This is a genomic window from Phyllobacterium sp. TAF24, assembly GCF_052113785.1.
GTDB lineage: Bacteria > Pseudomonadota > Alphaproteobacteria > Rhizobiales > Rhizobiaceae > Phyllobacterium.
The window spans coordinates 1-12,050 of the sequence record NZ_JBFRDN010000031.1; the positions used below are offsets into that span (position 1 = coordinate 1).

Below are 12,050 nucleotides of genomic sequence, written 5' to 3' on the forward strand. Positions count from 1 at the left end.
GGTTGAAGCAGTGATCACCCGCCGTACCGCGGCGGCAGATCCCGCGATCTTTATTACCCCTACACCCTCCGAGGAGTTACGGGCAGCGGCGCGCGATCTGATGGCACGAGCACCCGAGGCAAACAGCCTGCCGCTTTGGGGTGTTCCATTCGCCGTAAAGGATAATATAGATGTTGCGGGCTTGCCAACTACGGCCGGATGTCCTGCCTATGCCTATGATCCGGTTGCAGATGCGACTGTTGTCGCCCGTCTCAGGGCAGCGGGCGCCATTGTTATCGGCAAGACAAATCTTGATCAGTTTGCCACTGGCCTTAACGGCACCCGCTCTCCACATGGTGCGCCGCGTTCTGTTTTTGATGCCGGCTATATTTCGGGCGGATCGAGCAGCGGATCTGCAGTCGCCGTTGCATCTGGTCTCGCCTGTTTCGCGCTTGGTACCGATACAGCGGGATCGGGGCGCGTTCCTGCCGCTTTCAACAATCTTGTCGGAATAAAACCGACGCCGGGGCTCTTGCCAAACACCGGCGTGGTTCCCGCCTGCAGAAGTGTCGATTGCGTTACCATTTTCGCGCCGACGGTTGGCGACGGGGTCGCCATTCGAAAAATCGCTGAGGGCTTTGATGCTGCTGACGCATTTTCGCGTCAGGCAAGCCATGCTTCGCTACCGCGCGTGGGGCTTCGTGTCGGAGTACTTCCTAAAGAGGAGCGGGAGTTCTTCGGCGATAAGGCGGTCGAGCGACAATACGAGGTGGCCATTGAGCGGGTGAGGGCACTTGGCGCAACTATAGTATTATTTGACTACGCTCCTTTTCGCGAAGTGGCCGCGTTGTTGTACGAGGGCCCATGGGTGGCCGAACGTCTCGCCGCTGTCGAGGATTTTCTTGCAACGAATGCGGCGGATTTTGAACCCACTGTGAGAACAATAATCGAAGGTGCAAAGGGCAAGACGGCCATCGATGCTTTCAATGGCCGTTACAGGCTTGAGGAGCTGCGCCGGAAAACAGACCTTGAATGGCAAAAAGCAGACGTTCTCCTTCTGCCAACCGCGCCCACAACCTATACAGTTGCCGCAATGAAGGCTGATCCGATTGTCCTCAACGGTCGCCTTGGGCGCTACACCAACTTTGTCAACTTACTCGATTGTGCAGCAATCGCGGTGCCGGCAGGATTTGACGGCGAAAGTCATCTACCGGTCGGTGTCACGCTTGTCGCGCCAGCCTTTACCGACGACGCACTGGCACCTTTAGCGGACGCACTGCACCGTGCTGCCGGATCTGGCATGGGGATCGACCTTGAAGCGTCGATACCCTTGGGGAGCGCTATGTTGCCAGTGGATGATGGTCTCGTACCAATCGTTGTGGTTGGGGCGCATCTTTCAGGAATGCCGCTTAATCATCAACTCACGACGGCGGGCGGGCGTCTGCTGAAGACCTGCCGGACGGCGGCAGATTACCGGCTGTTTGCGCTTTCCGGGACAGTGCCGCCTAAACCCGGTCTCATCCGCGAACGCGGTTTCAAGGGTTTGGGGTTAGAGGCTGAGGTCTGGCTCATGCCTCCCGATGCATTTGGCCATTTCGTACAACAGATTCCGGAACCGCTCGGTATTGGCAAAATTAAACTCGATGATGGATCCAGCGTCCCCGGCTTTCTCTGCGAGGCCTATGCGGTTAATGGGGCTGAAGATATTAGTCATCTCGGTAGCTGGCGCATGTATGTGAGCTCAAGGCAATGAGATATTTGCAGAGTAAAGGAGAAAGTATGTCGCTTGCCCGGATTATCGTCAGACTGCTCCTCGATGGGATAAAAGCTCGAGCTGAAGCAATAAATCTCCCCTCCCGGGATCGGCACGAAAGGCGCTCTCAGGAGAGGTAAAGGTGACCAGTCATAGGTGATCGCGTTCTAGCTGTGACGTCAGATGGAAGGTGGGATCTGGCCCTTCCGCGTTGACACAAACACCAAGCTGCAACCTCATTGGCTCGACCTACTGCCGTCAATGACACCAAGGTGCCGCAGCGAAACGGCAGCGAGAATAGCGAGGATGGTGACGCTTACCGCACTGAATATTGCTGCGCTGTTGAATCCTGCAGTAAACGCGACCTGGGCTTCTTCGATAAGGCCGGGAGGCAATTCTGACGCTATTGAAGATGCCGCCCACAAGCTATCGCCAACGGCCTCACGTGCTGCATGACCGAGACTTTCCGGTATATGGTCAAGCATCGCCTTGCGATACATGGCGGTCGCGAGGCTTCCAAGCACGGCGATKCCGAGCGATACGCCCAGGTCTTGCACCGTTTCTGACATAGCTGATGCCGAACCTGCTTTTTCGGGGGGCGCCGATCCAACCACGAGGTCCGTACCAAGAGCTGCAATCGTACCAAGTCCGAGATAGGCTAACGAGAAGCCGGTGACGACGACCATCACACCGGAAGCGCTGTTGTCCAATTGGGTCAACATAAGATAACCCACCACCGATAACCCCAGAGCACCAGCCACCACGAAGCCGGGGCGAACATGCTGAGCAATCAACGGCGCCGTGACGCCTGCCACGACCATGGCAAGCGCGGGTGGCCCCATCCAGAGACCCGCGACAAGCGGAGAAAAACCGGCCACGAGTTGCAGATATTGTGTGACCAGCAGCATTGTGCCGCCTACAGCGACGAGGCCAAAGAGAAGCAGTATCAACGCCACACTAAAAGCCCTGTTGGCAAATAATGACATATCAAGCAGCGGATCGGCGAGTTGCTGCTGTCGGCGCACAAACAACACCGCGAAGACAAGTCCCACTGCAATTGAACCAACCGGATGGAATCCAAAACTGTTCTTGGCGATCTGCTTGATGCCATAGACCATAGGCAGCATGGCGGCGAGCGAAAGACCAACGCTGGTGAAATCCAACGTGCTGTCTTGTGATGTGCGATGTTCCGGCAGCAAGACAGGTGCCAGAAGAAGCAGAAGCCCCACAACCGGCACGGCTATGAGAAAAGCCGCGCCCCACCAGAAGTGTTCCAGCAGCACGCCGCCCACAACCGGCCCCAGCGCCATACCAAGCGCGAACATGGTTGCCCATATTCCAAAGCCAAGTGCACGCTGCCTTGGATCAGCAAACATGTTCGTGATGAGCGCCAGCGTTGAAGGCATCAGGGTTGCACCGGCAATCCCAAGCAGTGCCCGGGCAGCAATCAGCATGATGGCGCTTGTGGAGAAGGCGGCGAACGCCGATGCGATGGCGAAAGCCGCCGCGCCAATCATCAGTAACTTCCGGCGACCGATACGATCACCGAGCGTACCCATGGTAATCAGGAACCCCGCAATCATGAAGCCGTACGCATCCATGATCCACAACGCTTGCGTGCTGGTCGGTTGCAAATCGGCGGCTAGCGCCGGAAGTGCCAGATGTAGAAGCGTTAGATCAAGGCCGAGCAAAACAGTGGGCAGCGCAAGGAGTGCCAGCCCCAGCCATTCGCGCGCTCCTGCCACCGCAACTGATGAAGGGGGTACATCAGCCGCCTTGCTGGAAAGTAAGTAATCAAATTTGTCCTGAGAGTTCATGGTGCCTCCTTGTTGAGAGAAGACTTTCAAGGCAGCTATATCCTGTTACAATATAAGAAATTATCCCATTACTAGAGGTAACAGTCTTGGCCGACCGCACTCTCGCGCGCACGCGAAAGGATCTCTCCGAGTTTCTAACGCGTCATAGGAGAAAACTTGCACCAGTCGATGCGGGTTTGCCTTCGTCCGGCCATCGCCGCACCCCTGGGCTCCGTCGAGAAGAAGTGGCCGCGCTCGCGAGTGTCGGCCTTACCTGGTACACATGGTTCGAGCAGGGTCGAGACATCCAGGTTTCGGAAAGCTTTCTGCTCAAAGTGGCGAAAGCGTTGAAGCTGGACGATGCCGAGTGCAGTCATCTTTTTCTTCTGGCACACAGACGACCACCGCCACCTGAGGCCTATCATTGGCCATCCGTTAGCCCGCTCATTCAGCAACTGCTGGACGATATCGTGACGCGGCCGGCATATGTTGTGAATTTACGTTGGGACGTTGTTGCATGGAATGTGGCCGCAAACGATTTATTCGGCTTCAAAAATCGGGAGCGACCGGACCGAAATATCATTCGCCTGATTTTCGCCAATCCAGAGTTCCGCCGCCGCATTCCCCAATGGCATGACGAAGCGCCAAAGTTGCTTACGCGATTTCGCTCCGATATGGCAACCGCTCCCAACGATCCGGCAATGCTTGCTCTGGTCGACGAACTGAAGAATCTGTCCCCGGATTTCCGTTTATGGTTCGAGAAACCAGGCGTGGAATGCCCCACTCGCGGCATCGGCAATATCCTTGATCCAGAAGGCAGACAACTCAGCTTCATACACGAAATGCTGACAGTTGATGAATACAAGCACCTCAAGTTGGTTGTGTATTTTCGACAGTAAAGTCGGCGTAACAATCCTATGCCGACCGGGGTCGTTGCCGCACGATCTTTCTGATCCTGTGGCAAGGCGGGCTGCGACCGAGCCTTGATCGAACGGCGGGTTTCGAAACCTTGCGGGGATTTCCCTGCGAGATCGAAACGAACCAGCTTTTTCCGATCCTGCCCAATGTGCTTATCAGTAAGCTTCAAGATAACTTCGATTTCTACATTTGGGAGCCCCATGAGGAGCCCTCGTCCATTATCCGTCTCGTCACATCATGGGCAACACAGGAAATGCAAGTTGATGCATTTGCAGCCACGATCGGGGAATACGCAGTCTGATGTTCATGGTGTACGGCCTAACTCCCATCAACCCGGATTATTTGTGGCCCCCTTACATGCGGACAGACATTCCGCCGTCGACTGTTAAAACATGTCCATTGACGAAAGACGCTGCATCACTGGCAAGGAACAATGCGGCACCTGCGATTTCTTCCGGCCGTCCCCAGCGTTGCAGGGGAACACGCTGGCGGGCGAAGGTAAGCATGTCTGGATTTTCGGCCAGCGCCGCGTTTGTTTCGGTTGCGAACATTCCAGGCGCAATGGCATTGCTCGTCAAACCGGAAGCGCCATATTCGACAGCCATGCTGCGCACAAGAGCGGTTAATCCTTGTTTGGCGATGGGGTAGATGGCATCGTTGGGAAGGACGATACTCCCGATGATCGAGGTCACAGCAATCAGCCTCCCATAGCCGTGATATTTCATGATTTCAGCGGCATCACGTGAGAGCGAGATTGCCGAAACAAGATCGGTTTGGATGAGACGAAGAATATCATCGTCACTGAACGCAGCGAGGGGTCTTCGGTCACGTGCGCCGACATTGTTGACAAGGATATCAAGCCGCCCAAAATCTCTGTTGATTTCGGCAATCGCAGCCCGGCTCGCGCCCGTATCCGCGACGTCAAAGACGGTAGCCTGCGCACTGCCTCCATTCTTGACGATGGCAGCTACTGCTCTTTCCAATGTTTCGCTGGTACGTCCGGTTATGATCACATGAGCGCCCGCGTCAGCAAAGGCGCACGCAATCTCGAAGCCAAGACCGCGGCCGCCTCCCGTGACAAGTGCTACACGATCCCGCAAGGAAAATTTCTCGAGAATATTCATGGTACGCCCCGCGGCTTAGCAGCGTCATCTCATATGCCAGTGGTCCTTCACCAATCTTGCCAAGCGATGTCTTTCAGAGTCCAGACAATTCTCTTGGTTATCTGTCCGGGAGCATTGCGAGCAACACTTCCGGCAAGGCCTGCGCGACGAAATGAACGAGAGAATTCGGGAAGGCCATGGTCTGGAGTTTTCCATCGATTGCCAAATGTGCAAATCCATGAACCGTGGACCATGCTCCCAACAACAGCGGTTGTAGGCGGCTTTCGTCGGCGGATAGGCCTGTAGTGAGATAATCCCGAATACTCGCTTCAAGCTCAGCCAGCGCCGCTTGCCCAGCAGCTTCAAGGCGCTCATCATTTTTAAGCAGCAGGTCGTGGCGGAACATTAGTTGAAACCGTCCCGGAGCGCCGATAGCAAAGCTGACGTAGCTCTCGCCCTGTGAGCGGAGCTGGCTTCCCGGGCTGGAACTGGCTGTGCGAGCTCGGCGCAGGGCTTCGGTAAGTTCGACGAACCCGTCGATTGCAACTTCCGTTAAAAGTCCGGCGACACTGCCAAAATGATGGGCAGGCGCGCCAGGAGAAACCCCAGCGCGGCGCGCAGCTTCGCGCAATGAGAAACCTTCAGGTCCGTTTTCGCGCAAAATATCAGTGGCTGCCTGCAGCAAAGCGTCGCGTAAAGCACCGTGATGGTAAGTATCACGGCCTTCGTCTTTTTCAGCCGGCAGATGTGATTTCGATGACATCGTGGTCATATCTATACAGTGATCAAATTATGTGCCATTCTGGAACTATACACTGTTTACATGCGGAGCAAAGCCCACAGTGCGCAATTATGCGGCAGTGCGGAAATGAGAGGTGCGCCATGGCTCTATGGACAGCCAACGACATACCTGATCAATCAGGACGAACTTTTTTGGTGACGGGAGCCAACAGTGGTCTCGGCTATATCACAAGCCTTGAATTGGCTCGCCGGGGCGCGCGTGTCCTAATGACAGTGCGCGATGAAACGAAGGGGCGGGCAGCCGTTGCGCGGATTCGGTCGATCGTTCCCCGCGCGCAACTGGAATTGCGTATCTTTAACATGGCGGATCTTGAACAGGTCAAACAGTTTGCACTTGGGCTCATCACCAACGAAACGGCCATCGATGTCCTGATCAACAATGCTGGCATCATGATGCCGCCACGAACACTGACACCACAGGGTTTTGAGTTGCAGTTTGGCGTCAACCATCTGGCTCATTTCGCGCTGACAGGATTGTTGATTGAACGATTGAGCAAGGGACAAGATCCGCGAGTGGTTACGGTCACCTCTGATCTTCACAAACGTGGAACTATTCATTTTGACGATCTGACAGGTGCGAAGACATATGGCCGGGTTGCATTCTACGCGCAGTCGAAATTCGCAAATGCTGTTTTTGGACTGGAATTGGATCGCCGCCTCCGGGCACATCAATCACCGGTCCGCAGTTTGCTTGCACATCCCGGATATTCTGCCACCAATCTGCAGTTGAGCGGACCGACGGGGTTTCTCAATCTCTTTATGCGGATAGGCAATCGGTTCATGGCACAAACTGCTGAGATGGGTGCCCTTAACCTGTTGTACGCCGCTTGCGCTGCAGACGTTGAGGGCGGCCAGTTCTTCGGGCCAGATGGGCGCAATGAGATGAAGGGTTATCCAACCTTGGTCGAAGCAGTTTCCTCTGCCAAAGATCCGGTGCTTGCCGACCGCCTTTGGCAATTGTCGGTTGAGTTAACCGGCGTACGTTCGTTCTAGGATATGGGCTCTTGACCAGGAGGAGGCAAAGCTACGCAGACCGCTGCGAGGGAATTCAAGGCGTTTCGATTTTCGTACGCTGATGGACATGGTGAAGTATTGTCAGGAGGCAGGATCCCTATGACACATAGAATTACAATGGCCGAGCCGTTGCCGACCACCGCTGTTGTTCGCGTCTCGCGCGCCAGTTTCGACCCCAGCCGGTTCGCCGAAGTTGACGCCGCAAGCAAGAAGACATCGGAGTTTATAATCCCGGCCATCAGACGGCTGCCGGGGCTCCTTCACTTTTATGCAGGCGTCTCGCCGAAGGGCTCGATCGTGCAAATTAGCATCTGGGATACGGACGAGCATGCGGCAGCATTAGATCGACTGAAGGAGATGGTCGTTGACGGTCGCAGGGAAATGGAGGCGGTCGGCGTGACGTTCACCCCGATTTTCAACTATCCGATCGACTGGACCTGGACGGTATAACCGGGGGTCCAAAGTCATAAATGTGGGAGACAGCGGTCGACAGGAGCCTGATTTTTGCGTCCGGCATGTGCGACAAGAAGGGGTCGGAACAAGAGCTGTTTCCCCCGAGTGTATAAGCAGACCTGGTGATTGCTCACACAGCGTGGTTCTGCGATATGCCATTGCCGGCGGCCTTGGCGGCTGCAGCAGTCCGTGAATCGACTTCGAGATAGCGCATGACCGCCGACACATGGATGCTCACAGTGAATGGAGAAATCTTAAGTGCGCGCGCAATCTCTTTGTTCGACATACCTTTTACCAGCAGGTCCAACACGTCTCGCTGACGCGGGGTCAAACCCCAGCGACCGTTTTCCTCTAAAACCAAAGCAGAGGAACCGACCTTTGTTTCAAGCAATATTTGTGTCAGCTCCGCATTCGAGACAAACTTGCTAACGTGACAATCAATTCCGCTTTCAAGTAGCGCATCTATGATCTTACGATCTTGCAGAGCAGCGAGCAAAATAATGAAGGCCGATGGAAACTCACCCCGCAACCATTTCGCCGTCGTAACGGGATCGTAGTCCGGGCAATAGAAATCGATAATGATCAGATCAGGATTAAACTCGCGGCTGCCTGTTAAAGTCTCAAAGCCAACCGCCTCCCTGATTTCTGCATCTGGAAATATCTGCTCAATAAACCGGTGCAAACCTTCTCTATAGAGATGTTGCCCGTCGGCAAGGAGTATTCTTTCTGGTGCTGAGTTCTCATTCTCCATGCGGATCTCCTTGGCCAAGCTTTTATACGTTCATTTTCCTCACGCTGTTTGCCGTACACGGTCTCAACCACGCAATCAAAACAATCCATTCGTGCTAGTGCATCTGCACTATACAGGACTCGGTGGGGTGCACTATCTGTCCGAAATATATCGTTGGGACGAACGGCGGCCTCTAAAAGATGCAAGGTCGACACCTAGATCGGCAAAAGGATAAAAGCTTGGCAATCAAGTATTCCTATACCATCAACTACGATGTTACTTATGGCTTTCTCAAGCTGATTGATATCAATAAAGTCCGCGCCGAGGTGCCGGAGGGCGGGTGAATCAGGCACTTGCTCGACACACGCGAGCAGACGAAGCTTATGGGTGCAATATTCCGTCGTGGTGATACGGCTCAGAGCTGACATGGCCAGCCAAGGCGGGCAGCCTGGCGTAGGCTTGCCTGCACTACTAGGCGATGAAACGGCGCGATTAGAAAAATATAAATACGCCCCAGGCGGTTGTGACAGTGAACAACGGAGGTGAAAACCAGACTTTGCTCATCTTGCGTTGCCGCTGGACTGGTGCAAAGAACAGATAGACGAAAGTCTAAATGTTTGTCGTCCTCTCCGAATACGATTTCAAGACTGCTTTTGCCATAGATCTTGAATATTCCAAGACGATTCGCCTGGTCGTGTTCGCCAATGGACTCGAGATGACGGGCTGTCTTGAGACCTAGTCCAGCAACGAGAGCATCTCGCATTTTCATAAGGCCGCCAATCCAGCGCGGTTGCTGGGAGAAGAGGAATCTTGCCAGCAACTCCGGGTCAGTAAGGGTGCCACTTGGAAGTTGAACCGAATAGGCGTCAGCCAAATGTACTAATTCGTAGGTGTGGCCCACCACTGCCTCTGCAGGTATGGGCACAGATGTGACAAGTGCGTATTTTGTTGGCATCACGTTTACCCTAAATTTTCTGCGCCCCTCCGCCAGTTGGTGTTGTCTCAGAAAACGGAAAGAATCGCACGCTAAGCTCTGCCCTGCGGCGCATGTCCCCCACATCTTACCCCGCCCAAACGTGGGTGAGCAATTGGTCACAATGACCGTTACTGACGCGGCACCATCCATCCCCTTACGGTATTTTTGGGGTGGCGATCCGCCATATCTGGGTCGGTGTATCGTCATCACCTTTATGGGATTCGAAATAAATCCAGCGACCATCCGGAGTCATAGCGGGAGCGCCGTCTTCCGTGTTGGGATTGTTGTTGACGCGTACGATGGTTGGGGTGTCATCGGTCGACACCAGAAAGATATTTTCTTCGGAAACGGTGCGCTGGACGCCATCATTCAAACCTTCGGCAGGATTGTTATGAACGGGACCGCGGACGATGACACACTGCGTCAGACTGGACAATCGGTCGGTGTCTTGCAGCTAACGCGTTTGAGTAACTGTTCGATGGCTAACGACTTTCGAGTTTTTTGCGAAGATCTTCGACACGGCATGGGTTGGTGTGACCTGCCAAGCTTAGAACTTGAGGGTACCACCCTCATTTTACCGTAATGACAACCTTGCCTTTCGCCCGACCTGTCTCGACATACGCCAGCGCTTCATTGGTCTGCTCGAACGGGAATACCCGATCCACTATCGGCCGTATCACTCCTGTCTCGATCAGTGAGGCAATCTGGCGGAGCTGTTCACCACTTTGTGCCATGAAAAGGAACGAATAGCTAACCTGACGGCGTTTTGCTTTCCTTCGGATGCGAAAGCTGAGCAGACGCATGGCCTGCTGAAGCAGCCAGCCAGAACCGTTCTCCTTGGCGAAAGCCGGATCAGGCGGTCCGGAGATCGATATAAGTTTGCCGCCCGGTTTCAGCACACGGAGCGATTTCTCCAGCGTATCTGTGCCGAGACTGTTCAGCACGACATCATAGCCGTGCAGGACCTTTTCGAAATCCTCTTTCTTGTAGTCGATGACGACATCTGCACCGAGATTTCGCACAAGGTCGACATTGGCTGTGCTCGTTGTCGTCGCCACGGTTGCTCCCAGATGCTTGGCAAGCTGGATTGCAATCATCCCGACGCCGCCGGAACCAGCATGGATGAGGACCTTCTGGCCACTCTTCAAGTTCGCACGCTCGACAAGCACCTGCCACGCCGTCAACGCGACGAGTGGAATTGACGCGGCCTCTTCCATTGTCAGGTTCTTCGGCTTCATAGCCACGTCGGCTTCATTCATCGCAATGAGCTCGGCGAACGTGCCGATGCGATCCTTGCTCGGGCGCGCATAGACCTCATCGCCCGGCTTGAAGCGGCTGACCTTGGACCCGACCCTGATCACTATACCCGCCGCATCATTGCCGAGGATCAGTGGCAGGCGGTATGGCAGGATGAGCTTGAACTCACCATCCCTGATCTTGGCATCAAGGGGGTTCACGCTGGTGGCGTGGATCTGGACCATCACATCGGTTTCCCGCAGCTCCGGATCAGGAACTTCGCCAAGCCGCAAAGCGCCACCTTTTGTATAGCGGTCGATCAGAAAAGCCTTCATGAGAGTTAACTTTCGTATCTGAGTAGGCGAACTGCCGAAAAACCGGCAGTAGACGCTTAGGCGGGAAGCCTGCTGAATTTGCGAAGGTTTTTGTCGACAAACGACTCCGGCAGGAAGCGGCGCATGAAGCGCACTTGCCCTGCTGCTTTTCCGGCTGTGTAGCGCCTCTTGGGTGAAACTGCATTTGCCGCCTTCACGACTATATCGGCGACCACCTCAGGTGCATCTCCTGCCTCGACAAGCTCACGCGTCAGCGTCTCCGCACCGGCACGAGCGGTATCATACAAAGGAATCGGCTGATCTGCTCTCGTAAGGTTCTCCTCGAAGGCAGTGCGGGTGACACCGGGCTCTACGAGCACAACACGGATGCCTTGCGTGCGCACTTCGTGGTCCAAGGATTCAGAATAGCCCTCGATTGCGTGTTTTGTCGACGCGTAGAGCGCGTTATAGGGTGCAGGGATCAGCCCGAGGATCGAGCTCATGTTGATAATCCTGCCCTTTCGCTGACGCCTCATGACCGGCAGGACGGCATTCGTCACCCGCAGAACTCCGAATACATTCACATCGAAGAGAGCCTTGGCCTGTTTAGCCGAGGATTCCTCCGCACCGCCAAGCAACCCAATCCCGGCATTGTTGACGAGAAGGTCAATCCGTCCAGTAAGGCGTATAACCTCGTCAACCGCTTTCTGTACGGATTGTTCATCGGTGACGTCGCAGATCAGCGATGTAATTCCATCCGAGGTATCAGTCATAGCCTTACGGCTGGTTCCGAACACCCGGTAGCCATCGCGTTGCAATGCCCGTGCGGTTGCCAGCCCTATGCCGGAGAACGCCCCCGTAACCAGGGCAATACCCTTGGATTTCTCATTCATTTCATTGTCTTTCTTTTGGTATGGATTATTGCCTGAAGATTAGATACTATCATTTCGATATTAAGTCACTATCAAAAAGATACT

12 protein-coding genes are annotated in these 12,050 nt (G+C 54.6%); 4 read left to right on the forward strand and 8 right to left on the reverse strand.

Annotated features, from left to right (window positions below):
- On the forward strand, nucleotides 1-1,732 hold a 1,732-nt coding region (gene atzF / locus AB4Y96_RS21415), incomplete at its 5' end, for an allophanate hydrolase (protein WP_441919738.1).
- 236 nt (nucleotides 1,733-1,968) lie between these two features.
- On the opposite strand, the gene AB4Y96_RS21420 is transcribed toward atzF, so the two are convergent.
- The gene (locus tag AB4Y96_RS21420; RefSeq protein ID WP_441919740.1) at nucleotides 1,969-3,549 is read right to left on the reverse strand and encodes an MFS transporter; all 1,581 of its coding nucleotides are present in this window, start codon (nucleotides 3,547-3,549) and stop codon (nucleotides 1,969-1,971) included.
- A gap of 86 nt (nucleotides 3,550-3,635) precedes the next feature.
- On the opposite strand from AB4Y96_RS21420, the gene AB4Y96_RS21425 reads away from it, so the two are divergent.
- Nucleotides 3,636-4,427: a helix-turn-helix transcriptional regulator gene (locus AB4Y96_RS21425; protein WP_441919742.1), complete on the forward strand. Its 792-nt coding sequence runs from the start codon at nucleotides 3,636-3,638 to the stop codon at nucleotides 4,425-4,427.
- 372 nt (nucleotides 4,428-4,799) lie between these two features.
- Here the strand turns inward: AB4Y96_RS21425 and AB4Y96_RS21430 are convergent, their stop codons facing one another.
- Both AB4Y96_RS21430 and AB4Y96_RS21435 read right to left on the reverse strand, forming a co-directional pair.
- Complete coding sequence (locus AB4Y96_RS21430) at nucleotides 4,800-5,570, reverse strand: SDR family oxidoreductase (RefSeq protein ID WP_441919744.1); 771 nt, start codon at nucleotides 5,568-5,570, stop codon at nucleotides 4,800-4,802.
- A gap of 97 nt (nucleotides 5,571-5,667) precedes the next feature.
- Nucleotides 5,668-6,321 (reverse strand): TetR/AcrR family transcriptional regulator, encoded by a 654-nt coding sequence (locus AB4Y96_RS21435; RefSeq protein WP_441919745.1) that lies wholly within the window; start codon nucleotides 6,319-6,321, stop codon nucleotides 5,668-5,670.
- Here AB4Y96_RS21435 and AB4Y96_RS21440 point away from each other — a divergent pair.
- Both AB4Y96_RS21440 and AB4Y96_RS21445 read left to right on the forward strand, forming a co-directional pair.
- Nucleotides 6,306-7,343 (forward strand): oxidoreductase, encoded by a 1,038-nt coding sequence (locus AB4Y96_RS21440; RefSeq protein WP_441919747.1) that lies wholly within the window; start codon nucleotides 6,306-6,308, stop codon nucleotides 7,341-7,343. The two genes, AB4Y96_RS21435 and AB4Y96_RS21440, sit on opposite strands and share 16 nt — an antisense overlap.
- Before the next feature lie 138 nt (nucleotides 7,344-7,481).
- The gene (locus AB4Y96_RS21445; RefSeq protein WP_244518380.1) at nucleotides 7,482-7,814 is read left to right on the forward strand and encodes a hypothetical protein; all 333 of its coding nucleotides are present in this window, start codon (nucleotides 7,482-7,484) and stop codon (nucleotides 7,812-7,814) included.
- A 133-nt stretch (nucleotides 7,815-7,947) separates the two neighbouring features.
- Here AB4Y96_RS21445 and AB4Y96_RS21450 read toward each other — a convergent pair whose 3' ends face one another.
- From AB4Y96_RS21450 to AB4Y96_RS21470, 5 genes are all read right to left on the reverse strand, one after another.
- Nucleotides 7,948-8,568, reverse strand: coding sequence for a LuxR C-terminal-related transcriptional regulator (locus AB4Y96_RS21450; protein WP_441919748.1), 621 nt, complete (start codon nucleotides 8,566-8,568; stop codon nucleotides 7,948-7,950).
- Between the two features lie 394 nt (nucleotides 8,569-8,962).
- The gene (locus AB4Y96_RS21455) at nucleotides 8,963-9,502 is read right to left on the reverse strand and encodes a DUF2867 domain-containing protein (protein WP_441919750.1); all 540 of its coding nucleotides are present in this window, start codon (nucleotides 9,500-9,502) and stop codon (nucleotides 8,963-8,965) included.
- A 175-nt stretch (nucleotides 9,503-9,677) separates the two neighbouring features.
- Entirely contained in the window at nucleotides 9,678-9,959 is a 282-nt protein-coding gene (locus AB4Y96_RS21460; protein ID WP_441919752.1) for a hypothetical protein, read from the reverse strand.
- Between the two features lie 133 nt (nucleotides 9,960-10,092).
- Nucleotides 10,093-11,094, reverse strand: coding sequence for an NADP-dependent oxidoreductase (locus AB4Y96_RS21465; protein ID WP_441919754.1), 1,002 nt, complete (start codon nucleotides 11,092-11,094; stop codon nucleotides 10,093-10,095).
- A gap of 56 nt (nucleotides 11,095-11,150) precedes the next feature.
- Nucleotides 11,151-11,966 (reverse strand): oxidoreductase, encoded by an 816-nt coding sequence (locus AB4Y96_RS21470; protein WP_441919755.1) that lies wholly within the window; start codon nucleotides 11,964-11,966, stop codon nucleotides 11,151-11,153.
- Between the last annotated feature and the right edge of the window lie 84 nt (nucleotides 11,967-12,050).